Raw genomic sequence first — 23,042 nt, forward strand, 5'->3', positions numbered from 1 at the left:
AGGATAGGGCCGCCTCTGCCGCGCTGCCGAAGGCGCGGCGAATAACCGGCGGGGCCCGGCCGCGGGCATAAAAGTCGACGGCCAGCATGGGCTAAAAACCCATTTGTTGCCTGGGCTGGAAGTTCTCGAGTTTGCGTTACTTTCACTTGCGCTTATTTCACAGCGGAGTGTTCGGCGCTGCGGTTTCTCCCCTAGTTGAGGGATGTCGCCGCAGCGGGCGATCAGTACAGTTCTCTCCCAGCAAGCTGTCACACGGTTCTGGGATTCTTTCAATTCGGCACGCACGCCACAGGCGCCCCAGAGCGCCCGGCGCGACTAGACCAACGGCTCCCAACGACGTCCTTTTGAGGACTTCTGCAGCCCACCCGGGTTCCCGGGTGGGCTCTTTTTTTGGGCCTGCCGTCACAGCGGGAATCCGCCGCCCAACACCTCTCGCAGATGGCTCACCAGGCATTGCACTGCACGTGGCACCTGCGGGCTCCACGGCCGGATCGCAAACAAGCGCTCGCCGAAAAATCCGACCGGACGCCAGTCCGGCAGCAAGGCCGTCAGGCTGCCGTCGCGCAAGCCATGCGCAGCGCTGAAGTCGGGCAGTAGCGCAATGCCCAGGCCGCCGAGCACGGCCTGGCGCAGCACTTCGCTGTTGTTCGCCTTCAGCGGCCCGTTCACCTGCACCGTCACACGCTCGGTGCGGCGGCGGCCCGTCGGCCCTTCGAACGACCAACTGCTGGCGCCGGCATCCCGCAGGTAAAGCAGGCACCGATGGCGCGACAAGTCGGCAGGGTGGGCAGGCGTTCCGGCACGCTCGAGATAGTCGCGGTGCGCGACCAGCACCGAACGTGTGTCGCACAATGGCCAGGCCACGTGGGTGTCCGGTGCCGCCTGGCTGTGGCGTACGGCCAGGTCGAAACCCTCCTGTGCCAGATTGACGAAACGGTCGGACAGATCGAGTTCGAGACGGATCTCGGGGTAGCGGTGCAAAAAGGCCGGCAGGTGGGGGGCCAGCGCCTGCCGCCCGAGGGCCACCGGCGCGGTCACACGCACCAGGCCGCGGGGCATGCCGGCCAGGTCACGCACGCTGGCAAAGCTGTGCTGGATGTGCGCAAACGATGCCCGGGTGTCATCCACCAACTGCTGGCCGGCCTCGGTCAACCCCACCGAACGGGTCGTGCGGCGCACCAGCGGCACACCCGCAGCCCGCTCCAGCTCGCTGATGCGCATGCTGACCGACGCCTTCGACACACCGAGGCGCCGCGCCGCCTGGGTGAAGCTGCGGGTTTCGGCGAGCACGCCGAGCAGATGCAGGTCGGCGAGCACGGGAGCCACGCGGTCCATCTGGGCAGGCGACGACGGTCGGCCTCGTTGTTCAATGAGTTGAACAATGTACCCACCGCAGAAGCGTTTTCCAAGCCGGGGCAGGAGCTGCGCGTGCACCACAGGCCAGGTCCCGAGGAAGGGCCTTGTTTGCCATCGAGCCGCATGGCGCCCATGCAATTCCGAGCGCCGTTGTGCCTTGGGGGGCGCAAGGCGTACAGACAGATACGGAAAAAATTCCCTGGTGACATCCCGCCCGTCTTGTGTGCGCACTGCCCCGCACCCCGCTCGAGCCAGCTGGGAGGCGCTCCGGCGGTCGATTTCGGCGACTTTCAGCGACACCGCGCCCCTCCAGCCAGCCCCCCTCGCAGACGGCATGCCTCTTGCTGTTTAAGCAGTGCGACGAAGAGTCTGCGAGCGACCCGTGCTGTGAGGCGCCGCCGTCGTTGCCGAGTGTTGGCCAGTTTGAGTAGTACGGCGTGTCACGCGCAACCGGTCTCTCACGCTGCCGTTCGCCTTCGGGCCCGGCAGTGCCAGAACCGACTTCCGTGTGATGTGCCCTGAGCCGCAGCGATCGCGCATCGGCCGACTGCCACGCCCCGCCGACGGGTCAGGCTCGCGACTCTTCGTTTCGCCTTTGTCGTGTCATGTCCGTGGCGTCATCCGCTTCGCCTCCCTGCATCCTGAGCGACCTGCTTGCCGTGTGGCCGGCGCGCGCCGGGCTCGGCGAAGGCCTCAGCTGGTCGCCACGTCAGCAGGCCTTGTACTGGGTCGACATCGTGCGACAGCGCCTGTATCGCTACACGCCGGCCAACGGTCATCGCGAGCGCTGGTACTTCGACGAGCCCATTACCGCGGTCGCCGAGCGCCGCGACGGGCCCGGGCTGCTGGTCTCGCTGCGCAGCGGCTTTGCCTACTTCGAACCTGAGGCTCATGACGGATATGGCCGACTGCGGCGGCTGCACGAGCCGGAACCCGAGCGCCTGGGCAACCGCTTCAACGACGCAAAGTGCGACCCCCTCGGCCGGTACTGGGCCAGCACCATGGACGCCGCGGCGCACGCCGCCACCGGCGCCTTGTACCGCTACGACGGCGACGGCCGCTGCACCCGCCATCTCGACCGCCTCTTTGCGGTGGCCAACGGTCCCTGCTGGTCGCCCGACGGCACCACGCTGTACTTGAGCCACACCAGCGGTGGCGAGGTGTGGGCGTTCGACTTCGACCTGGAGCGCGGCGAGTTGTCGAGGCAGCGGGTCTGGTTGTCGCTCGCCGCCGGTGACGGGTTGCCCGACGGTCTGACCACCGATGTATTGGGACGGGTGTGGGTCGCGCGCTGGGGTGCCGCCTGTGTGACCTGCCACGCACCCGACGACGCACGCGAGTTGTTCCGGCTCGCGCTGCCGGCCAGCCAGGTGAGCAATGTCGCCTTCGGCGGGCCGACGCTGCAGACCCTGTTCATCACCACCGGGCGCTTCGGCTTGTCCGCAGAACAGTTGCAGGCCGAACCCCTGGCCGGGGCCTTGTTCGCGATCGAGACCGACACGACCGGCTTGCCGCCCACCCCTTACGCCGGTTGAGCGACCTCCGGCCCTCGAGAGCGGACCGTGCCGCGTCAGCTCGCGCGACTCAGGTGCCGATCACACCGCCGTCGAGCCGACGCACCACCACGGTCGCCGAACGAGGCCGGCCACCGTCGGGCCAGCGCGAATAACGACCGGGATCGGCCGGGTCACTGCGCTCGGAGGGTGTCTCGCCGGGATGCTGGATGTTGACGAACAGCGTGCGCAGGTCGGGCGACATGGTGGCGCCGGTCACCTCGCTGCCGGGCGGCGCGACGAGAAAGCGGCGGATCTCGCCGGTGCGCACGTCGGCGGCCAGCATCGCGTTCTGCGGCAGGCGCGCGTAATCGCCCTTGCCCATCTGCGTGCTCGACGCATCGGTGTCGATCCACAGCACGCCGCGCGGGTCGATCCACAGGCCGTCGGGGCTGCCGAAGGCGTCGCCCTTCACGTTGCCCTGCGCCTCGGCACGCGTGTTGGCCGGGTCACCCGCCAGCACGAAGTGATTCCAGGCGAAGGTGATGCCGTCGAAGTCACCGTCTTCCTGCCAGCGGATGATCTGCCCCATCGTGTTGTTGGCGCGCGGGTTGGCCGCGTCGGTCGCCGGCTGGCCCTCGGTGCCGCGGCTGGTGTTGTTGGTCAGCGTGCAATAGACCTCGCGGCGCTGCGGGTCGACGGCCAGCCACTCGGGCCGGTCCATCTTGGTGGCGCCTAGCGCGTCGCTGGCTTGCCGCGCCTTCACCAGCACTTCACCCTGGTCGGCAAAACCCTGCGCGGCCGTCAGCGGGCCCTGGCCCTGCACCAGCGGCAGCCAGCGGCCGCGGCCGTCGGCGTCGAAGCGCGCGACATACAGCGTGCCGTGGTCGAGCAGCTCACGGTTGGCCTTGGCACCGCCGGGGCGGATGGCATCGCGCGAGACGAATTTGTAGAGGTATTCGAAGCGCGCGTCCTCGCCCGAATAGACCACCGCCCGGCCGTCGCGTGTCACCGCGACCGTCGCGCCTTCATGCGTGCCGCGCCCGATGGCCGTGCGCTTGACCGGTGTCGACTCGGGGTCGCTCGGGTCGAACTCGACGATCCAGCCGAACCGGTTGGGCTCGTTCGGGTGGCGCGTGGCATCGAAACGTTCGTCGTGCTCATGCCAGCGATAGCCCCAGCCGTTGGGCCGCAAGCCCCATCGTTTGGCATGGGCGTCGGGTTGGGCCGGCCCATGGAAGTAGCCGAAGAAGTTCTCCTCGCCGGCCAGGTAGGTGCCCCAGGGTGTCTTGCCGCTGGCGCAGTTGTTCATCGTGCCGAGCACCCGCCGGCCGCCCGGGTCGGCGGCGGTGCGCAGCAAGGCATGGCCTGCGGCCGGCCCGCCCACCAGCATCGGCGTGTAGGCCGTGACGCGGCGGGCGTAGCGCGACGGGCGCACCACCTGCCAGCTGCCGTCGGTCTGCCGCGCGATCTCGATCACCGAAAAGCCGTGCGCCGCCTGTGCCTTGCGCACTTTCTCGGCCGACCACGTGGCCATGCCGTCGGGATGCAGCAGCCCGTCATCGGTGTATTCATGGTTCATCACGAGCAAGCCGCGGTGCGGGTCGCCCCCGAGCGGGTAGAAGTGCAGGCCGTCGTGATGCATGCCCATCTGCACCGCCTGCTCATCGGCCGTGTTGCTCGCATCGGGCTTGAAGGCCGGCATGTTGCCTGGCACCCCCACCGGCTCACCCCAAGGTGCCAGCACGCTGGCGACATAACCGCGCGGCACCGTGACCCGATCGCCCACGCTCATCGACACCGACTCGAAACCGAGCAACGGGCCCGTGCTGTCACCCGCGGGGGTCGCACATCCGGGCAGCAGCGGCGCGAGCACGCCGGTGACCGCTGCGGACAGGCCGCCCCAGACAAAACGGCGGCGCCGTGGATCGGAGAGGCTGTGGATGTCGGGGTTGCCGGACCGGTTCGAATCTTCCAGCGTGTCGTGGTCTTTGGCCATGGTCGGTGTGCAATCTCTCGTGGGAACGACGAGCGATTGTGCCGAGGCCCTGCCCCGGGCCGCAGGGGAAGTGTGACGCGGTGAAGCGGCGCGCACGCAGCGCTTCACCGCCCACGACGCAAAACGACCAGCGGCGGGTGTGGCCCGCCGGCCTTCAGAACGGCTCGTCCGCCGGACGCACCTCGATGCCGAGGGTCGACGCCAGGTTCAGCATCTCGGCGTCGTCCTCGCGCCGGGTGATCCAGCCGCCGTAGGCATCGCCCTCGGTGTTCCAGTTCCACAGCGTGAAGCCGGCCTGCTGCAACTGCTCGTGGGCCAACTGCATCAAGTCTTCGACGCTGGTGCTGTCGAGAAAGTCTTCATCTTCGGTGTCGTCGATGCCCCAGTCGATCTCCAGCCCGGCGGCCTGGGTGAGACGGTCGAGGCAGGCAATGAAAGACTGGGTGTCTTTCCAGTCGACGTAATAGCCCGACTCCCAATCGATGACGTCCTTCAGGGTCCACAGCAAGTCTGCGGGGTCGAGGACTTCTTCGTCGTCGGCGCCCATTTCTTCCGAGAAAGTGGCGAACTGCTCCTCGGCCACTTCCGCACTGGCGACATTGATCAACTCCAACAGACGCTTGACGGCGGCGCGCTGGTCTTGCGGCTCCTCGTAGCTCATAGCTGGCTCCTCCCTGGTGCCCGATGAGGTCGCAGAATAGCGGCGCGTGCACGCCATGTGAACCGCCCCTCAGACGGTCTCGCCTTTCAGGCAGCACTCAGGTCGGGTGGGCACTATGGCGCGCGGCCGCACGGGCCAACGTTGTGCCGAGGCCAGTCGCAGTGGGCGCAGCGGGCGCGTGAGCTCAATGCCGCGTCGCGTGTATCACCTCCTCGACGCTATGCGTCACATCGGTCGACGCGACCTCGGCGAAGTCCCCCCGCAGCACCTTCAGCGCATAACGCTCCCGGTTGATTTCGTCGGCGCTGCGGATGCCCAGACGGCGCAGCACCGGCAACGGCGGGCACCAGCCCTGCAGGGTGTGTTGCAACAAGAAACCGGCAACGGCAGCCGGCACCAGCAACCACTTGCGGTTGACCGTCAGGCCGAGGGCCATGCCGACCAGGCTGAACGACGCTGCGCCCGTCTCGAGGCAACGCTCCAGATCCCACTCACGGTCCAGCTCGCGCAGCCGGTACTCGATGTACTCCGGGCCGCGCTGCGCGGCATAGGCAATCTGCGCCTCGGTGTTGCGACGGATGCGCTCGTCGGCGTTTTCGCTGCTGACCGCGATGTGCCGCGCGGTGGTCTTGAGGGTCTCCATGCGCACTCCTTGTACTGATCACTGCACAGCCTTTCGAGCAACCGATGTACCCGGCAGACCCCGCTCCCCGGCGCCCGCCCGCTGCCGCACAATGTCCCCATGAGCACCTGCCCCATCACCCTCATCACCGGTGCCAGCCGCGGCATCGGAGCCGCCTGCGCCGTGTTGTGTGCCCGCCGCGGCCACCGTGTCGTCGTCAATTACGCCCGTGACGAGGCGGCCGCCGAGGACGTTGCGCGACAAGTGCAACAAGCCGGCGGGTCGTCGCTGTTGCTGCAAGCCGACGTGTCGGTCGAAAGCGACGTGATGAGGATGTTCGACAGCATCGACCGTCAGTGGGGCCGGCTGACCGGGCTGGTCAACAACGCCGGCATCGTCGACGTGAAGGCCCGCGTCGACGAGATGAGCCTCGAGCGGGTGCAGCGGATGTTCGCGATCAACGTGTTCGGCTCGTTCCTGTGCGCGCGCGAAGCGGTCAAGCGCATGAGCCGCCGCCATGGCGGCGACGGCGGGGCCATCGTCAATATCTCGTCGGTCGCGGCGCGTGCCGGCAGTGCCGGGCAATACGTCGACTACGCCGCGAGCAAAGGGGCGATCGACACTTTCACGATGGGACTGGCCAAGGAGGTGGCCGCCGAAGGCATCCGCGTCAATGCCGTGCGTCCCGGCATCACCGACACCGACATCCACGGCTCCGGCGGTGAACCGGACCGTGCGCGGCTGCTGGCCTCCCAGATCCCGCTGCAGCGGCCCGGCCGCCCGGAAGAGATCGCCGAGGCCGTCGTGTGGCTGCTGTCGGACGCGGCCAGCTACACCACCGGTGCCTTCCTCGATGTCGGCGGCGGGCGGTGAAGCATGGACTTGCTCAAGCCGTTGATCGCCTTGCTGGCCATCGTCAACCCGATCGGGGTGGTGCCGTTTTTCATCCACTTCACGCGCGGCTTCAACGCCGTACAGCGGCGCCACACGATCCGCGTCGCGTCGTTCAGTGCCTTCGTGGTGGTGGCGGTGAGTGCGGTGGCCGGCCTGCGGGTGATCGAGTTCTTCGGCATCTCGATCGCGTCGTTCCAGGTCGGCGGCGGCCTGCTGCTGCTGATCAGCGCGATGCAGATGCTGCAGGCACACCCTGCCGAGACCAGCGAGGACGATGTCAACGAGGGCGCGACCAAGGCCGACGCTGGCGCCAGCATCGCCGTCGTGCCCCTGACCATTCCGCTGCTCACCGGTCCTGCCACCATTTCGACGATGGTCATTTACGCGCAAAAGACGCAGCACTGGTGGGAGCTGGGGGTGTTGGTGGGCTACGGCGTCGTGATCGGCGCGGCGGCCTTTCTTGCGTTGTCGGCCTCCAGCCGCATCGCCAAGCTGCTGGGGCAGACCGGCATCAACGTGATGACCCGCTTGATGGGCTTGATCCTCGCGGCACTGGCGGTCGAGATCATGGCCGACGGGCTCGGCAAACTGTTTCCTGCATTGGGAGGATGACGTGATGATGAAGAACCCCTTGATCGACCGCCTCGGCATCCGCCATCCGGTGATGCTCGCGCCGATGGGTGGCGAAGCCGCCTGCGCCGAACTGGTGGCGGCCGTCAGCGAGGCTGGCGGTTTGGGCATCCTCGGCGCGGCCTACATGGCGCCGACGCGCATCACCGAGGTGATCGCGCAAATCCGTTCGCTGACTTCACAACCCTTCGGGGTCAACCTGTTCTGCCCGCAACGCTGGCAACCCGAGGAGGCCTTGACCCAAGGTTATGCACAACGCCTGGCGCGCTTCCATGCCGAGCTCGGGCTGCCCCCGGCCCAGGTGCCCGAACGCTTCGAGGAATCCTTCGACGCGCAATTCGACGCCGTGATGGCGGCCCGGGTGCCGCTGTTCAGCTACACCTTCGGTGACCTCGGCCTCGAACGCACCCGCGCCTTGCAGGCCCAGGGTGCGGTGGTGGTGGGCACCGCCACGCAGGTGCGCGAAGCGGTGCAACTGCAGGCCAGCGGTGCCGACGCGGTGGTGGCGCAAGGCGCCGAGGCCGGCGCGCACCGCGGCAGCTTTTTGGGCGAGCGCGACGAAGGGCTGGTCGGCACCATCGCTTTGGTGCCTCAGGTGGTCGATGCGGTCCAGATCCCGGTCATCGCAGCCGGTGGCATCGCTGACGCTCGTGGTGTACGCGCCGCTCAGGTGCTGGGCGCGAGCGCGGTGGCGGTGGGCACGGCCTTTCTGCTCGCCGACGAATGCCCGATCGCCCCGGCCTACCGGGACGCCTTGCGCTCGGCGCACGAGAGCGACACAGTGCTGACGCGGGCCTTCAGCGGCCGCTGGGCGCGCGGTATCGCCAACCGTTTCACGCGCGACATGGCGGCGGCGCCGCTGCCGCCCTTCCCCATCCCGAACGCCTTGACCCGGCCGCTGCGGCAAGCCGCCGCCCGCAGCGGGCAAGCCCAGTTCATGTCCTTGTGGGCCGGCCAGGCCGTCACGCTGGCGCGGCCGATGCCGGCGGCGCAGCTGGTCGCAGCCTTGGCCCAGGGGTGGCAGCCGGACGCCTGAGCGCGTCGCCGTTTCAGCCGTCCTCGCGCTCGGGGCTGTCGAGGATGAAGAAGTTGCTCTGGTTGCCGGCCTTCATCCGCTCCTGGAAGACGAACACCAGGTGGCGCTCCTCGAAGGTGCGCAGCCAGGCGTCCCACGAGATCTCCTGCAGGCCTTTGTCGTAATCGGGGAAATCGAAACGCAGCACACGCGGGCGCTTCGGATCGCCGTTGGCGGTGGTGGCGGGCCGGGCGCGCCGCTCTTGCGCCCAGTGACGGATCACCTCGGGATTGCGGGTGGCCAGCGTCTGGCCGTCACGGTCGGGCTGGTCTTCCAGCGAGTGGATCCATTTGGCCCGCTCGGTGCTGCGCGACAGCTCGCCGGCGTGTTCGGCGATGTACTGCTCGTCTTCTTCGGTGGTGTCGAGGCCGGTGTCTTCGGACGCCGCTTCGACCGCCTCGCTGTCGTCTTCGCCTTCGGCGTCGGCCGACACGGCTTCGGTCTCGACCTCTTCACCCGCCTCGGCGCTCATCGCGTTCCCGTCGACACCAGGGCCACCTGCGCGGCGGTCTTCCAGTTCGAGCCCCAGCGCTTCAAGGTCGACGCCGGTTTTCTCGACCTGCGGAAAGATCTCGCTTTCTTCTTCCTTCACGTGGTGCGCGACATATTCGCCCAACACCTTCACCATGGCATGGAAGCGCGGCGTGCCCGGTTGTTCTTCCTGCAACTTCGCCAGTAGATCTTTCGTGGTCTCGTGTTCGAGCGTGGCTTCTTCGAACAAGTCTTCGCGTGCGGTCGCCTCTCGCAGGTAGGGGTAGAACACCTCTTCCTCGATTTCGGCGTGGGTCTTCAACTCGTTGACGATTTCATCGCACAGTTCCCGCTGCTCGCTCTCGTCGTCGGTCTTTTCGAAACGGTGGAACAGCGTGAGGACTTTCTTGTGGTCGCGACGCAGAACGTCCAGCGCGTTGGGGGATCGGGGCATGTGCGGCTCCTTGGGCGTGGCGTTGATACCTCCCCTGCTGCAATCCCCGTTCCTGTGGCGCCGGCGACACGGGCGCCCGGCTTCAGTTCACGCGCACCTTCAACTGCAGTGCAAATGCGCCGTCGACCCGCTTGTCGACGCTCGGGATGTAAACCAGATTCGCGCCCAGGCGGCTGCCTTCGAGCGAGACCACCGGCACCAGCGTGGGGAAAAAACCGCCGTCCTTCACTTTCGGGTAACCGTTGACGACGCCGACGCTGGCGCCGACGCGCAGCTGCAGGCGTTCGCCCAGCGACACGCCCAGCGGGGTCCAGCCGGCTTGCAAGTAGGAGCTGCCGTGATCGAGCGAGTTGCGGTAGCGGCCCGCGTTCAGCTGCCAATGGCGCGGCAGATGCCACTCCACACCCAGGCCGTTGTTGGCGCGCCGATAGCGGCTGGCGTGCCGGGTGTGATAGGACAGAAAGCCGCTGGTGATCCACCACTTGTGGGCATCGTCCGCCTCTGCGCGGCGCGCCTCGCAAGGCACCGCACCTTCGCCCGCCGGCGTGGCGTCGCATGCGGCGTGTGCGGCACTGGCGGCGCCGAGCGCCAAGAGCGCCGCAACGCAGCAACGTGTGTAGAGGTGTGAGCGAGCCATCTGCTCCTCCGGGCGCGACAGCAGAGACGGAGGACGTCGAGAAGTGCTGCCGTTCGCCACTGCCGACGTGTAACACCTCGGCAGGGCTGCGAGAGCCCGCGCGACGGCGCCATGTCATGGCTATCGACGAAGTGACCGGGTGCTTGATAACGGCACGTGCCGCGCCTGTCACCACCGCGACATCGGTCACGAGAATGTGCAAGACGGCGCCGCCTGCCGCGGTCGCGCGCGGACCGCGAGCGTCAGCCGCCCGACGACGGTAACGAGCGTCCAGCGACGATGGGCACCGTCTCATCGCGCAGCTGGAGGTCGCTCGCGTCTTTCAGCGCCACGCCGGTGGCACCCAGCCGCCGCGCCTCGCGGGCCAGCCACAGCAGTTTGCGGGCGGCCTCGTCGTGGCTCAGCCCTTCCGGCCGCACATTCGACAAACAATTGCGCTCCGCGTCGGTGCGACCGACGCGCGGCGCCAGGGTCAGGTAGACGCCCAGGCTGTCGGGCGAGCTGAGGCCGGGGCGTTCGCCGATCAGCACCGCCACCAGATCGGCGCGCAACCGCTGGCCGATCTCGTCGCCGAGCGCGACCCGCGCCTGGGTCGCGACCACCACCGGGCCCAGGCGCCAGTCGGCCGGCCAGCGGGCCAGCACGCGCTCGATCAGTGGCACTGCCTGGCGCTCGATGGCCGCCGACGACAGCCCGTCGCCCACCACCAGCAGCAGATCGCAGCCGGGTGACGCCTGGGCCTCCAGCAGCGCGACGCTGGGCGCATCGAGCCGGCGCCCGAGGTCGGGCCGCAGCAGATAGGTGGCCCGGTCGGGCGCGGCGCTGTGCAGCGTCAGCACCGGCAAGCCCAACGCCTGCAGTCGGGCGGTGAGCGCCGCCACGTCCAGCGGCAGATGCACGGCATCGCGCGCCTGCGCGTGGGCGCAGCCGAAGGCGAGCAGTTGGTCGGTCGGCAGGCTCGCACCGACCCGCCCCAGCGCAATGCGTGCGGGTGTCAGGCTGCGCCACGCGGCCCAGCCGTCCGCTTGCACCGCGGGCGTGTCGGCGGGCGGTGCCGAGGTGGACTTCTTCATGCCAGCGACCCCGCCGCAAGGCCCAAGGGCCCGTTGGACAGCAGCGGACTGTTCGACGGCGCCGGCAACACCTCCCCCGCTTCGTCCGTGATGCCCATGCGCTGCAGCCAGGCCTCGAATTCGGGAGCGCGCTTGAGCCCCAGTACGCGGCGCAGGTACAGCGCGTCGTGAAACGAGGTGCTTTGGTAGTTGAGCATCACATCGTCGGCGCCGGGTACGCCCATCACGAAGCAGACCCCCGCGACGCCGAGCAAGGTCAGCAGGTTGTCCATGTCGTCCTGGTCGGCCTCGGCGTGATTGGTATAGCAAACGTCGCAGCCAATCGGCAGGCCCAGCAGCTTGCCGCAGAAATGATCCTCGAGCCCGGCGCGCGTGATCTGCTTGCCGTCGTACAGGTACTCGGGCCCGATGAAGCCGACCACCGTGTTGATCAGCAACGGGTCAAAGGCGCGCGCGACGGCATAAGCGCGTGCCTCGCAGGTCTGCTGGTCGACGCCATGGTGGGCATTGGCCGACAGGGCCGAGCCTTGTCCGGTCTCGAAATACATCACGTTGTGGCCGACAGAGCCGCGCCGCAATGACAGCGCGGCCTCGCGTGCCTCGCGCAGCAATGCCAGGTCGATGCCGAAGCTGCGGTTGGCCGCCTCGGTGCCGGCGATCGACTGGAACACCAGGTCCACCGGCGCGCCTCGCTCAATCGCCTGCACGGTGTTGGTGACGTGGGTCAGCACACAGGCCTGGGTCGGCACCTGGAAGCGCTGGATCACCTCGTTCAGCACTTCCATCAGGTCCATCAGGGCGGCCACGTTGTCGCTCGCCGGGTTGATGCCGATCACCGCATCGCCGGCGCCATAGAGCAGGCCGTCGAGCATCGACGCCGCGATGCCGCGCGGGTCGTCGACCGGGTGGTTGGGTTGCAGCCGCACCGCCATGTGGCCGGGCAAGCCCAGCGTGTTGCGGAAGCGGCTCACCACGTGGCATTTGCGCGCCACCGTGATCAAGTCCTGGTTGCGCATCAGCTTGGACACCGCCGCCGCCATCTCGGGCGTGATGCCCAGGCGCACCTGCTGCAACACCTCGGGGCCGGCCGCATCGCTCAACAACCAGTCGCGCAAACCGCCGACGGTCAGGTGGGCGATCGGGGCGAACGCGCGACGGTCGTGCGTGTCGACGATCAAGCGTGTCACTTCGTCGTCTTCGTAGGGCACGACCGCTTCTTCGAGAAAGCGCTGCAGGGGCAGGTCGGCGAGTGCCAGCCGTGCCGCCATACGTTCGGCCGCGCTCTGCGCCGCGATGCCGGCCAGTTGATCGCCCGAGCGCAGCGGCGTGGCGCAGGCCAGCAGCGCCTTCAGGTCGGCAAACTGCCAGCGCTGCAAGCCGACGGTGTGGTGGTAGCCCGCCATCGCAGCTGGCTCCTCACCCAGGGCCTGCCAGCCCCGGTCGTGCCAGCGCGACGGCCGCGCGCTGCACGGCGGTCAGGCGAAAGTAGCCGTAGGCCACCGCCATCAGCGCGGCGAACAACGCCGACACCAGCGGATTGAAATAGACCATCGTGAGCAGGCAGACGACGGCGAGCCCGAGCGCGATCGCCGGCACCACCGGATAGCCCAGTGCCGGGAACGGCCGCGGTAGCTGCGGCTCGCGGCGTCGCAACGCGAACAGGCTGGCCATCGAGACGATGTACATCACGATCGCACCGAGCACGGCCATCGTGACGATGTTGGCGGTCAGCGTTTGTCCGCCGAGGGTCACCCACTCGTCGCTGAAGATCGCCGCAATGCCGACCGCGCCACCGGCCAGCACCGCCACCCACGGTGTGCCGAAGCGGGGATGGATGGTCGCCAGGCCGGCCGGCAGATAACCTTCGCGGGCCAGCGCGAAGATTTGGCGCGAGTAGCCGAGGATGATGCCGTGGAAGGACGCGACCAGCCCGAACAATCCGATCCATACCAGCATGTGCAGCCAACCGCTCGAGGCGCCCACCACCGCCTTCATCGCCTGCGGCAGCGGATCGTTGATGTTGGACAGCTGCCGCCAGTCGCCCACGCCGCCGGCGAACACCATGACCCCCAGCGCCAGCAGCAGCAGCGTGACGATGCCGGCGATGTAGGCGATCGGCAGCGTGCGGCGCGGGTCGCGCGCTTCCTCTGCCGCCATCGCCACGCCTTCGATCGCCAGAAAGAACCAGATCGCGAACGGGATCGCCGCGAACATGCCGGGGATGGCCGCGGCCGAAAACTCATGCTGCCCGGCCCAGCCGTGGGCCGCGAAACGGGCGGCCGAGAAGCCGGGGGCCACCACCCCCATGAACACCAACAGCTCGAAGATGGCCAGCACCGTGACGAACAGCTCGAAGGTGGCCGCCGTGCGCACGCCGAGGATGTTGAGCGTCATGAACACCGCATAAGCCCCCACTGCCAGCAGCTTGGCGTCCAGTGCCGGGAACTGCACCTGGAGGTAGGCGCCGATGGCCAGCGCGATCGCCGGCGGCGCGAACACGAATTCGACCAGCGTCGCGTAGCCGGCCACGAAACCGCCGGTGGGCCCGAAGGCGCGTGCCGCATAAGCGAACGGCCCGCCGGCGTGCGGGATCGCGGTGGTGAGCTCGGTGAAGCTGAAGATGAAGGTGGTGTACATCGTCGCCACCAGCGCCGACGTGATCAGGAAGCCGAGCGTGCCGGCGCTGGCCCAACCGTAACTCCACCCGAAGTACTCGCCTGAGATCACCAGTCCGACCGCGAGGCCCCACAGATGCCAGGCGTTCAGGGTGGGCCTCAGCGCCCCGGGTTGGGGCGATGCGCTGGGCTGCCGAACATGCTGTTGACTCATGCCGTGCTCCGTTCGAGGTCGTGACAGGATCGACCATAGGCCGGCATCGGTCGCCCGGCTATGCCGTTTTCCGTTTTAGCAAGTCGCGTTCCAGGACGACGGCGCCCTCTTGCTTCTGCCCACTGGCACTGGTGGTGACACGGTTCCGATGCCCACGCTGCCATGCCCTCTCATCGGGCGCTCAGCGGCGGTCTGGTGGCGCTCGTTGCCCCTCAAGCGGTACCAGCGGAAGCACCCGTGGCCAGCCATGACAATGCGCCACGACCGGCCACCCTGCCGCTGGCGAAGCAGGCGGTGAGCAGATAGCCCCCGGTCGGCGCTTCCCAGTCGAGCATCTCGCCGGCACAAAAAACGCCCGGGAGGCGGCGCAGCATCAGCGTGGCGTCGAGCGCCTCGAAGCTGACGCCGCCCGCACTGCTGATCGCTTCCTCGACCGGACGGGGCGCCACCAGCCGCAAGGGCAGCGCCTTGATCGCCTCGGCCACCCGTCGTGCATCGGCATAGGCCTCGGCCCCGAGCACTTCACGCAGCAGGCCGACCTTCACGCCCTTCAGGTTAAGACGGCTTTGCAAATGGCTGGACAGCGAACGCGAGCCGCGCCCGCGCGTGACCTCGGCCAGCACCCGTGCGGCGGTCCAGTCCGGCAACAGGTCAAGTTCGATCTGGGCCTCGCCCTGATGGTCGATGTCGTCCCGCAAGCGGGCCGACACGGCGTAGACCAGGCTGCCTTCGATGCCGGTGGTCGTCACGACGAATTCACCACGGCGCCGGAACACCTCGCCGTCGGCGCTCGTGTGCTGCAGCACCACCGACTTCAGCGGCTCGCCGGCGTGGCGGCCGGCAAAGTGGGCACTCCAACCGAGGCTCGAGCCGTCCGGTCCAGCCACATCGAAGCCGCAGTTCGAGGGCCGCAGCGGTGTCACCTCGACCCCGCGCTCGCGCAGCAGCGGCACCCAGGCCGCGTCGGAACCCAGCCTCGGCCAGCTGGCCCCGCCGAGGGCCAGCACGACGGCATCGGCCGACACCACCCGCTCGCCGGCGGCCGTGTCGAAGCGCAACTCACCGCGCGCGTTCCAGCCCCGCCAGCGGTGCCGCATGTGGAAGCTCACGCCGGTCTCGCGCAGCCGCTGCAGCCAGCGCCGCAGCAGCGGAGCGGCCTTCATCTCGGCCGGAAAGACGCGCCCGGAGCTGCCTACGAAGGTGTCGACCCCCAGGCCATGCACCCAGGCCCGCAAGGCCTCGGGGCCGAAGCCCTCGAGCCAGCCCTGCACTTGCGCCTCGCGCGCACCATAGCGCGACAAGAAGGGCGCGGCCGGCTCGGAATGGGTCAGGTTCAGCCCGCCCTTGCCGGCCAGCAGGAACTTGCGGCCGACCGAAGGCATCGTGTCGTAGAGGTCGACGCGGTAGCCGGCTTGCGCGATCACTTCGGCAGCCATCAGGCCGGCCGGACCACCGCCGATGACCACCACAAGCGGGGGCAGCGAGGAGGCGGCCCGAAGCGGTGCGGGTGCGGGAACGGGAGGTGGCGTGGACATCGCGCGATTCTGCAGCACGCCCTCGTGTCATAGGCGCCCTGGTACGGCGAGCACTGCACTGCACCGCATCGCCGACGTCTCACCTCACGCCTTCAGATCGAAACAAAAGCCCGAGTAGTGCGGCACGTCGTAGGCCGGCTCGAACGGGATGCGCATGGCCTTGCCGGTGTTCTCCCATTCACCGCGCTTTTCGTAGCCCAGCGCGATCAGGCTGTCGACAAAGCTGTCGTGGGCCTGCACCCGATAGGGGCAGAACGCAGTGCCGATGCTGTTCAACGTGAAGAAGCTGCGGGTGGCGTGGATCGGGGTGGTGTTGATCACCAGCCGGCGCGGCAGACGCGGCAGATCGCTCAGCAGCTGCGACAGCGGCAGCGGCAGGTATTGCAGGCTGCCCGACGCATACAGCACATCGAAGCCGCTCGCCTCGGCGTAGCGGTCGGTGAAATGCAGCGCGCCTTCGGGCGCGCGCGCCAGCGCCAGCTCGCGCCCGCGCGCCACCACCGCGGGCACGTCGCAGACCGTCCAGATGAGGGCCTGGGGATACGACAGCGTGCGCCGGAAAGCGTAGTACTTGATGCCGACATGGCCGCCCAGGTCGAAGACCGAACGCAGGCCTTCGGAAAACGACTTGGCCAGCCAGAACATGGCCGGATAGTCGGACGGGAAGATGTTGCTCGCGTACAGGTCGGCGGACGCGCTGTTGTCATAACCGACCGGGCGGCTCTGGGGCGCGCTCGCTGCGGCCGCCTCGAAGCTGTCGAACACACCGAAAAAAAGGTTGGCGTCGCGGTTGCGCTCGAAGCGGCGGCGTGACGCGCGTCGGCCCGCCTGCTTCACGACCGGCACGGCCGCCAGCCAGTTCACCGCACCCTGCATCGCGTGGCTCAGATCCATTGCATGTCTCCCTGCAAGCTCGTTTCTCTACCTCGGTTGTCTGCCTCGGTTGTCTACATTCGCCCTGCTCGGCCGGCGGAGCCGCTGGCGCCGCTCTTGCGTGGTCGGTCGGGTTGGAAGCGACGCTGATCATCTCCGACACCGGGCGCGCTTGCCCCTGTCCTTTCTGACAGCCCACTCCCAAGATAGCGTGCACACACCTCTGTTGGTCCGGCCGCGCCTCCCGGGCCCTCGAACAGGGGGTGCGATGACACGGCACGCCAGGAGACACCCGCCAACCGCAGGTACGATCACGGGCGTCGGTCCACCGCGGTCCGCCGCGCATCTCCCTTGCGCCGGCCACTGCACGCGGCCCTCTTTTCCAGCTCAGATGACCCACACCCCGCCGCGCTTGTTGCTGCTCGAAGACGACCCCGCCATCGCGCGGACCGTGGCCTACGCCCTGCAGCGCGAAGGCCATACGGTCGAGCACGTGTTGTTGGTGCGCGATGCCCGCGCGCGGCTTGCGGCCGGGGCGGCCGACCTGGCGGTGCTCGACGTCGGGCTGCCCGACGGCAGCGGCCTCGACCTGTGCCGCGAGTTGCGCCAGCAGGGCTCCGGCCTGCCGATCGTGCTGCTGACCGCGCGCGGCGACGAGACCGACCGCGTGCTGGGCCTGGAGCTGGGCGCCGACGATTACGTCAGCAAGCCGTTCAGCCCGCGCGAACTGGTGGCCCGCGTGCGGGCCCTGTTGCGGCGCTCGAAACTCACGTCGGCCGAGCCGCCTGCGCCGCCGCCTTCGCCGCTGGGGCTGTTCGAGGTCGACGAGGCGGCGTCGCGCATCCGCTACTGCGGCCAGCCGCTGACGCTGACGCGCCGCGAGATGGGACTGCTGCGTTTGCTGCTGCGCTCACCCGGGCGCATCTACTCGCGTGAAGCCTTGCTCGACGCGGTGTGGGGCAGCGATGCGGACAGCACCGACCGCACCGTCGACACCCACATCAAGACGCTGCGCGCCAAGCTGCGCGAAGTGCGGCCCGACGCGGAGGTCATCACGACCCACCGCGGGCTCGGCTATTCGCTCGACCCCAAGTGACGCGCCGCAAGACGGCTTCTGCCCGCGCGGTGTCGCCTGACGCGCAAGGCGCGCCAAACCCGGAGCGACAGCAGCGATGAAGCTCGGCTTGCGGCTGTTCCTCGGTTTTTTCCTGATCGCCGGCATCGCCGCGTTTTTCGTGCTGCGTGTCTTCGTCGCCGAGGTCAAGCCGAGCGTGCGCGAGGTGATGGAAGACATCATGGTCGACACGGCCAACCTGCTGGCCGAGCAGGTGGCCGACGAGATGGCCGCGCTGCCGCCCGGTGCCACCCTCGCCTCCAGCCGCTTCGCCGAGCGGGTGCGCGCCTACGCCAGCCGTCCGATCGACGCCAAGATCTGGGGCCTGAGCAAGCAGACGCTCGACTTCGGGGTCTATGTGACCGACGCGAGCGGCACCGTGTTGTTCGATTCGCGGCCGGGCATGCCGCTCGGCCGGGACTACTCGCTCTGGAACGACGTTGCGCGCACCTTGCGAGGCGAGTACGGCGCACGCGCCACCCGCGAGGTCTATCTCGACGACCTGACCTCGGTGATGTACGTCGGCGCACCCGTGAAACACCAGGGACGCATCATCGGCGTGCTGACGGTGGCCAAGCCGCTCTCCACCGTGCAGAAGTTCGTCGCACGCGCCGAACGCAAGATCCTCGTCAGCGGTTTGTGGCTGCTGGCCCTGTCGCTCGCTGTCGGCGTCGCCGTCACCGGGTGGCTGGTGTGGTCGGTGCGCCGGCTGCGCCACTATGCGCAGCATGTGCAGGCGGGCCGGGCGCCCAAGGTGCCGCAGCTGTCCGGCGAGCTGGGCGACCTGGCGGTCGCGGTCGACGCGATGCGCGAACGGCTCGAAGACCGCGAACATCTCGAGCACGTGGTGCGGGCGCTGACGCACGAGTTGAAAAGCCCGCTGGCCGCCATCCACGGCGCTGCCGAGCTGCTGCAGGACGAATTGCCGGCGCCCGACCGCCACCAGTTCGCGCTGCAGATCACCGAACAGAGCGAGCGTTTGCGCCTGCTGGTCGATCGCATGCTGGAGCTGTCGAAGCTCGAGGGTCGGCGCGCGCTGGACCAGGCCACCAGCGTGTCGCTGCGCACGCTGGTCGAACGGGTGCTGGCCGATGAATCGCCCCAGCTGGCACGCCACGGGGTGACCCCTCGCTGGCTGTCGAGCGACGACCTGACGGTGCACGGCGATGCCGAACTGCTGCACCTGGCCTTGAGCAACATCGTCCAGAACGCCATCGACTTCGCACCGCCGGGCTCGACGCTCGACCTGTCGCTGCGCCGCGAAGGCGGCCATGCCGTGGTCGAGATCCGCGACCACGGGCCCGGCGTCGCCGACTATGCGCTACCCCATCTCGGCGAGCGCTTCTACTCCACCGTCAAACACGACGGCAAGAAGGGCAGCGGGCTGGGCCTGGCGATCGTGCGCCAGGTGGCCGAGCTGCACACCGGCGGGCTGGAACTGCTGGCGGCCGACCCCGGCCTGCGGGTGCGCATGCGCCTGCCGCTCCGCTCATACCGTTGAGCGCGCCACCCGTCGGACGGAGCGAGCGCTTACGTAACTCGACGTTCATCGGCCCAAGGCGGGGTTCTCGCCTTCCGCCCAGTCAGGTCCTTTCACACAGGGCGCAACACCTTCAAGCGCCGCGTTACACAACGACATCGTGTGTACAGCCCGCGTGGGACAGTGGCGGCGCCACCCGTCCTGTCGGCATGAAGAGGCTGCTTTCCTTGTGCCTGAACACCGGAGCCTGTTGAATATGAACTTGTTCGATATCTTTCGCGCCAGCCCGTCAGGGCCCCGCGATACACATGCACGCCGTGCCTGGCTCGCGGCCCTGCTGGTGTCGAGTCTCGGCGGCCTGCTACCCGCATCGCAGGCCAGCGCCGCGGCCGAGCCCCCTGCCTCGCCGACCCCGCAGGCGCGCCCGCTGCGCCCCTTCGTCCAGCTGCAGCTGCCCCAGCACCAGGTGCAGGGCCAGCGCGCCGTGCAACAGCTGGGGCCGCGACTGCACGAGATCGCCAGCCGGTACGGCCGCACGCCCGAACAGCTGCGCGAGTTGCTCACCACCGACCGCGCCGCCTGGCTGGACCGGCGCGGCCGCCTGTTTTTCGTCGAAGAGCCGAGCCCGCTGCCGACGTCGGCCGGCCTGCGGTCCGACCCGCTCGGCGCCGCCCGCCCCAGCCTCGCGCCGCTCGACCAGACCTTCGCGCTGCACAGCCGGCCCGGTGCGCGCCGCACCCTCTACCTCAACTTCCGCGGCGCCGATCTGAGCCAGAGCGTCTGGGGCGAGAACCGCGCCGGCCTCTATGCCGAGCCGTTCAGCGTCGACAGCGACCCGAACAGCTTCAGCACGCTGGAGCTGGAGCGCATCCAGTACGTGTGGCAACGCGTGGCAGAGGCGTACGCCGCCTTCGAGATCGACGTCACGACACAAGACCCCGGCCAGGATGCCTTGCGCCGCAACGATGCGAATGACGAGCGCTACGGCACCACCGCCGTCATCACGCGCGACACCTTCCTCAACTGCGGATGTGGTGGCATCGCCTACGTCGGTGTGTTCGACGCCGGCGACGACCACCTCAAGCCGGCGCTGGTGTTCTACAACGCGCTCGGTGGCGGCGACGAGAAGTCGGTAGCCGACGCGGCCGTGCACGAGGTGGGCCACAACCTCGGCCTGAGCCACGACGGCACCGCGACCCAGGGCTATTACCTCGGGCATGGCGAGGGCGCCACCGGCTGGGCGCCAGTGATGGGTGCCGGCTACTACAAACCGCTGGTGCAATGGAGCCGGGGCGAGTATGCGGGCGCCAACAACACCGAGGACGACTACGCGGTGATGGCGAACAACGGCTTGCCGCTGATGCGTGACGACCACGGCGCATCGCTGAACGACGCCACCCCCTTGCAGCCCGGCACGCAGGGCTACTCCGCCCGCGGTGTGGTCGAACACCCGGGCGATCGCGACGTGTTTCGCATCGTCGCGACGGCCGGCGCCTTCAGCTTCACGGTGCAACCAGCCGCACGCGGCGCCATGCTCGACGTGATGGCCTCGCTACACGATGCCAACGGCCAGCCCATCGCCTGGCACGACGCCCCCGGCAGCCTGGCCACGACCGTGTCAGCCACCCTGCCCTACAGCGGCACCTACTACCTGGTGGTGGACGGCAGCGGCCAGGGCGACCCGCGGGGCACAGGCTACAGCGACTATGGCTCGATCGGGCAGTACACGCTGAGCGCCGGCACACCGTCGGCCCAGACCTTGAGATCGGTGGCGCTGCCCGCGGCTACGGCACCAGCCACCAGCGGTCCTGTCCGCACCATGACGCGCCCTGCCTCCGCATCGCGCTGATCCCCGGGGGGGGACTTTCCAACAGCGCCTTCGGGCGCTTTTTTTGTGGCCGCTGCAACCTCAGCCGGTGCGACGCGAACCCGGACGGGCAGCCGGGCGGGTGCGCGCGCCGCCACTCGACATCACACCCAACTTCACACCCAACTTCACACTCGCTTCACACACTTCATCCTCACCTCACCTCCGCGCTTCACACTGCAGGCTGCTTCATGTTCTTCACATGGCCCAGAGGGGCACGGTCGCGAGAGCAGCGCGGTCGTGCCACAGAGAGTCACCTAGCGGTGAGCCTGCACACCAGAGGCTCGCCGATCCCCGGGGGGGGATTGCTTGAAAAGCGCCTGAGGGCGCTTTTTTTTTGGCCCACGGCCGCCCTGCCGGCACGCTGCGGCCGACTTCACGGCCGCTTCATCCACTTCATCCAGGCCTCACGGCCGACACTGAGACTGCGCCCGTTTTCATCTTCATCACCTGCCTTGCACATGAAAAACGGGTTCGTCACCAAGTCACTCTTCATCCTCGCCATCGCGCTGGCGCTCATGATCGCGCTATGGCGCGTCGAAGACATCGTCGATGAGCGCCACCTGCGCCAACAGGAGGCTCAGCAGAACGTCGAGAACAGCCAGGCCGGCGCCCAGGCCTGGGTCGGTCCGGTGCTGCACAGCAGTTGCACCGAAGAGTGGCAGGCGGTGCCGGCCGAGGGCCAGGACAAGGCCCCGCAGTTGCAGCGCCGCGAGTTCATGCTGACCGCCGTGCCGACGCAACTCGACGTCGAGGCCAGCGTGGCGATCGAGCCGCGCCAGCGCGGCCTGTTCAAGGTCAACACCTATGTCACCAAGGCCCGGCTGCAGGCACGCTGGCCGCATCTCGGCGCGCTGCTGCCCAAGGCGAAGCGCACCGATTCGCACGTGGAGTGCAGCGCGCCGAAGCTGATGGTGTCGCTCGGTGACGCGCGCGGCATCCGCGTGGCACAGGTGCAGGTCCAGGGAGGTGCACTGGCGGTGTTGAGTGGCACGGGCCACCCCGCTCACCGGCGCGGCTTCCACAGCGTGCTGCCCGAAGCGCTGCGCAACGACCGCGACGCCGTGCAGGCCGAGGTGCAGCTCGAGCTGCTCGGCACCGGCTCACTCGCGCTCGCGCCGGTGGCCGAAACCACTCAGGTGCACCTGACGTCCAACTGGCCCCATCCGTCGTTCGGCGGGCGATTCCTGCCGGCGTCGCGCGAGGTCAAGCACGACGGCTTCGAAGCCAGCTGGCGCGTGTCGTCGCTCGCCACCAGCGCCGCTGCCGATTTCGCACGGGGTGCGACCCTGTGCAGCCTGCGCGGCGAGGCCGATCTGTCATCCCAGGAGGTGTCGGGCGGGACGGCGGCACCTCAGCCGGCCAGCTGCATCGAAACCTTCGGCGTGTCCTTTATCGACCCCGTCAACCCCTATGTGCTGAGCGACCGTGCCACCAAGTACGGCATGTTGTTCGTCGGCCTGACCTTCGTCGCCGTGGGCATCGTCGAGGTGTTGCGCCGGCGCCGTGTGCACCCGGTGCAGTACCTGCTGGTGGGCAGCGCGCTGGTGATCTTCTTCCTGCTGCTGGTGAGTCTGTCCGAGCACCTCGCCTTCGGCCTGGCCTATGGCCTCGCCAGCTTCGGCTGCATCACGCTGCTGACGTACTACGCAAGGCACATGTTGGGCAGCTGGGGCGCCGGCCTGGCCTTCGGCGTCGGGGCGTGCGCCTTGTACGGCGCGCTCTACACGCTGCTGCAGATGGAGCAGACCGCCCTCGTGATGGGCTCGCTGCTGCTGTTCGTGGTGCTGGCCCTGGTGATGGTGGCGACCCGCAAGCTCGACTGGTATGCCCTGCCGTCGACGCTCGGCACGCTGCAGGCGGACGACGACACGGGTCGACGGTGAACACACCGGCGCCTGCCGGCATGCGCGTTGCCTCTTGGACCTGAAGGGCTTGCGCGCGGCACGGCAGGCCTCGCGGCGGCGAGGCCCGGGGCT

Annotated in this window: 19 protein-coding genes; 8 read left to right on the top strand and 11 right to left on the bottom strand. The window is 68.5% G+C overall.

The features are described 5' to 3' along the window. Positions 1 to 402: 402 nt before the first annotated feature. Entirely contained in the window at positions 403 to 1,335 is a 933-nt protein-coding gene (locus AAW51_RS27280) for a LysR family transcriptional regulator (protein ID WP_047197134.1), read from the bottom strand. Between the two features lie 626 nt (positions 1,336 to 1,961). Here AAW51_RS27280 and AAW51_RS27285 point away from each other — a divergent pair. Next, entirely contained in the window at positions 1,962 to 2,891 is a 930-nt protein-coding gene (locus tag AAW51_RS27285) for an SMP-30/gluconolactonase/LRE family protein (RefSeq protein WP_047197135.1), read from the top strand. 49 nt (positions 2,892 to 2,940) lie between these two features. Here AAW51_RS27285 and AAW51_RS27290 read toward each other — a convergent pair whose 3' ends face one another. The 3 genes from AAW51_RS27290 to AAW51_RS27300 all read right to left on the bottom strand — a co-directional run bounded on the left by AAW51_RS27290 (position 2,941) and on the right by AAW51_RS27300 (position 6,152). Next, complete coding sequence (locus AAW51_RS27290) at positions 2,941 to 4,848, bottom strand: PhoX family protein (protein WP_047197136.1); 1,908 nt, start codon at positions 4,846 to 4,848, stop codon at positions 2,941 to 2,943. 154 nt (positions 4,849 to 5,002) lie between these two features. Continuing rightward, positions 5,003 to 5,509, bottom strand: a complete 507-nt coding sequence (locus AAW51_RS27295; RefSeq protein WP_047197137.1) for a DUF6630 family protein — start codon at positions 5,507 to 5,509, stop codon at positions 5,003 to 5,005. 184 nt (positions 5,510 to 5,693) lie between these two features. Next, positions 5,694 to 6,152: a hypothetical protein gene (locus tag AAW51_RS27300; protein WP_047197138.1), complete on the bottom strand. Its 459-nt coding sequence runs from the start codon at positions 6,150 to 6,152 to the stop codon at positions 5,694 to 5,696. Between the two features lie 99 nt (positions 6,153 to 6,251). On the opposite strand from AAW51_RS27300, the gene AAW51_RS27305 reads away from it, so the two are divergent. From AAW51_RS27305 to AAW51_RS27315, 3 genes are read left to right on the top strand one after another with little or no spacing between them, the layout of a single operon-like run. Further along, on the top strand, positions 6,252 to 7,004 hold the full coding sequence (locus AAW51_RS27305) for an SDR family oxidoreductase (RefSeq protein WP_047197139.1): 753 nt from the start codon (positions 6,252 to 6,254) through the stop codon (positions 7,002 to 7,004). A 3-nt stretch (positions 7,005 to 7,007) separates the two neighbouring features. Then, positions 7,008 to 7,637: a MarC family protein gene (locus tag AAW51_RS27310; protein WP_047197140.1), complete on the top strand. Its 630-nt coding sequence runs from the start codon at positions 7,008 to 7,010 to the stop codon at positions 7,635 to 7,637. 4 nt (positions 7,638 to 7,641) lie between these two features. Continuing rightward, positions 7,642 to 8,691, top strand: a complete 1,050-nt coding sequence (locus AAW51_RS27315) for an NAD(P)H-dependent flavin oxidoreductase (RefSeq protein ID WP_047197141.1) — start codon at positions 7,642 to 7,644, stop codon at positions 8,689 to 8,691. A gap of 13 nt (positions 8,692 to 8,704) precedes the next feature. Here AAW51_RS27315 and AAW51_RS28655 read toward each other — a convergent pair whose 3' ends face one another. The 7 genes from AAW51_RS28655 to AAW51_RS27350 form a co-directional block, all read right to left on the bottom strand. Then, complete coding sequence (locus tag AAW51_RS28655; RefSeq protein ID WP_053013956.1) at positions 8,705 to 9,655, bottom strand: hemerythrin domain-containing protein; 951 nt, start codon at positions 9,653 to 9,655, stop codon at positions 8,705 to 8,707. Positions 9,656 to 9,737: 82 nt separating this feature from the next. Further along, the gene (locus AAW51_RS27325; RefSeq protein WP_157360089.1) at positions 9,738 to 10,292 is read right to left on the bottom strand and encodes a hypothetical protein; all 555 of its coding nucleotides are present in this window, start codon (positions 10,290 to 10,292) and stop codon (positions 9,738 to 9,740) included. 242 nt (positions 10,293 to 10,534) lie between these two features. After that, positions 10,535 to 11,365, bottom strand: a complete 831-nt coding sequence (gene eutC / locus AAW51_RS27330) for an ethanolamine ammonia-lyase subunit EutC (RefSeq protein ID WP_047197142.1) — start codon at positions 11,363 to 11,365, stop codon at positions 10,535 to 10,537. Then, positions 11,362 to 12,768: an ethanolamine ammonia-lyase subunit EutB gene (locus tag AAW51_RS27335; protein ID WP_047197143.1), complete on the bottom strand. Its 1,407-nt coding sequence runs from the start codon at positions 12,766 to 12,768 to the stop codon at positions 11,362 to 11,364. Before AAW51_RS27335 ends, eutC begins: the two co-directional genes overlap by 4 nt. A 13-nt stretch (positions 12,769 to 12,781) precedes the next feature. Further along, positions 12,782 to 14,194, bottom strand: a complete 1,413-nt coding sequence (gene eat / locus AAW51_RS27340) for an ethanolamine permease (protein ID WP_047197144.1) — start codon at positions 14,192 to 14,194, stop codon at positions 12,782 to 12,784. 212 nt (positions 14,195 to 14,406) lie between these two features. After that, entirely contained in the window at positions 14,407 to 15,729 is a 1,323-nt protein-coding gene (locus AAW51_RS27345; RefSeq protein ID WP_083438754.1) for a BaiN/RdsA family NAD(P)/FAD-dependent oxidoreductase, read from the bottom strand. An 84-nt stretch (positions 15,730 to 15,813) separates the two neighbouring features. Continuing rightward, positions 15,814 to 16,623: a TIGR04325 family methyltransferase gene (locus AAW51_RS27350; protein ID WP_047197145.1), complete on the bottom strand. Its 810-nt coding sequence runs from the start codon at positions 16,621 to 16,623 to the stop codon at positions 15,814 to 15,816. Between the two features lie 370 nt (positions 16,624 to 16,993). Here AAW51_RS27350 and creB point away from each other — a divergent pair, with 370 nt between their 5' ends. The 4 genes from creB (at position 16,994) to creD (ending at position 22,949) form a co-directional block, all read left to right on the top strand. Further along, positions 16,994 to 17,698, top strand: coding sequence for a two-component system response regulator CreB (gene creB, locus AAW51_RS27355; protein ID WP_047197146.1), 705 nt, complete (start codon positions 16,994 to 16,996; stop codon positions 17,696 to 17,698). Positions 17,699 to 17,774: 76 nt separating this feature from the next. After that, positions 17,775 to 19,217, top strand: coding sequence for a two-component system sensor histidine kinase CreC (creC, locus tag AAW51_RS27360; protein ID WP_047197147.1), 1,443 nt, complete (start codon positions 17,775 to 17,777; stop codon positions 19,215 to 19,217). Between the two features lie 235 nt (positions 19,218 to 19,452). Continuing rightward, positions 19,453 to 21,045 carry a zinc-dependent metalloprotease family protein gene (locus AAW51_RS27365; protein ID WP_053013958.1) on the top strand — a complete coding sequence of 531 codons (1,593 nt, stop codon included), beginning with the start codon at positions 19,453 to 19,455 and terminating at the stop codon, positions 21,043 to 21,045. A 479-nt stretch (positions 21,046 to 21,524) separates the two neighbouring features. Then, entirely contained in the window at positions 21,525 to 22,949 is a 1,425-nt protein-coding gene (gene creD, locus AAW51_RS27370) for a cell envelope integrity protein CreD (RefSeq protein ID WP_047198389.1), read from the top strand. Positions 22,950 to 23,042 lie beyond the last annotated feature (93 nt).

Source organism: Caldimonas brevitalea, assembly GCF_001017435.1.
Lineage (GTDB): Bacteria > Pseudomonadota > Gammaproteobacteria > Burkholderiales > Burkholderiaceae_C > Caldimonas > Caldimonas brevitalea.

What these genes read in the sequence shown, in the direction of transcription:
- AAW51_RS27335 (WP_047197143.1), bottom strand. Translation starts at nt 12,768, where the DNA reads ATGGCGGGCTACCACCACACCGTCGGCTTGCAGCGCTGGCAGTTTGCC.
- AAW51_RS27290 (WP_047197136.1), bottom strand. Translation starts at nt 4,848, where the DNA reads ATGGCCAAAGACCACGACACGCTGGAAGATTCGAACCGGTCCGGCAAC.
- AAW51_RS27295 (WP_047197137.1), bottom strand. Translation starts at nt 5,509, where the DNA reads ATGAGCTACGAGGAGCCGCAAGACCAGCGCGCCGCCGTCAAGCGTCTG.
- AAW51_RS27350 (WP_047197145.1), bottom strand. Translation starts at nt 16,623, where the DNA reads ATGGATCTGAGCCACGCGATGCAGGGTGCGGTGAACTGGCTGGCGGCC.
- AAW51_RS27285 (WP_047197135.1), top strand. Translation starts at nt 1,962, where the DNA reads ATGTCCGTGGCGTCATCCGCTTCGCCTCCCTGCATCCTGAGCGACCTG.
- AAW51_RS27280 (WP_047197134.1), bottom strand. Translation starts at nt 1,335, where the DNA reads ATGGACCGCGTGGCTCCCGTGCTCGCCGACCTGCATCTGCTCGGCGTG.
- AAW51_RS27305 (WP_047197139.1), top strand. Translation starts at nt 6,252, where the DNA reads ATGAGCACCTGCCCCATCACCCTCATCACCGGTGCCAGCCGCGGCATC.
- AAW51_RS27310 (WP_047197140.1), top strand. Translation starts at nt 7,008, where the DNA reads ATGGACTTGCTCAAGCCGTTGATCGCCTTGCTGGCCATCGTCAACCCG.
- AAW51_RS27315 (WP_047197141.1), top strand. Translation starts at nt 7,642, where the DNA reads ATGATGAAGAACCCCTTGATCGACCGCCTCGGCATCCGCCATCCGGTG.
- AAW51_RS27365 (WP_053013958.1), top strand. Translation starts at nt 19,453, where the DNA reads ATGAACTTGTTCGATATCTTTCGCGCCAGCCCGTCAGGGCCCCGCGAT.
- AAW51_RS27300 (WP_047197138.1), bottom strand. Translation starts at nt 6,152, where the DNA reads ATGGAGACCCTCAAGACCACCGCGCGGCACATCGCGGTCAGCAGCGAA.
- AAW51_RS27325 (WP_157360089.1), bottom strand. Translation starts at nt 10,292, where the DNA reads ATGGCTCGCTCACACCTCTACACACGTTGCTGCGTTGCGGCGCTCTTG.
- creC (WP_047197147.1), top strand. Translation starts at nt 17,775, where the DNA reads ATGAAGCTCGGCTTGCGGCTGTTCCTCGGTTTTTTCCTGATCGCCGGC.
- eutC (WP_047197142.1), bottom strand. Translation starts at nt 11,365, where the DNA reads ATGAAGAAGTCCACCTCGGCACCGCCCGCCGACACGCCCGCGGTGCAA.
- creB (WP_047197146.1), top strand. Translation starts at nt 16,994, where the DNA reads ATGACCCACACCCCGCCGCGCTTGTTGCTGCTCGAAGACGACCCCGCC.
- creD (WP_047198389.1), top strand. Translation starts at nt 21,525, where the DNA reads ATGAAAAACGGGTTCGTCACCAAGTCACTCTTCATCCTCGCCATCGCG.
- AAW51_RS28655 (WP_053013956.1), bottom strand. Translation starts at nt 9,655, where the DNA reads ATGCCCCGATCCCCCAACGCGCTGGACGTTCTGCGTCGCGACCACAAG.
- AAW51_RS27345 (WP_083438754.1), bottom strand. Translation starts at nt 15,729, where the DNA reads ATGTCCACGCCACCTCCCGTTCCCGCACCCGCACCGCTTCGGGCCGCC.
- eat (WP_047197144.1), bottom strand. Translation starts at nt 14,194, where the DNA reads ATGAGTCAACAGCATGTTCGGCAGCCCAGCGCATCGCCCCAACCCGGG.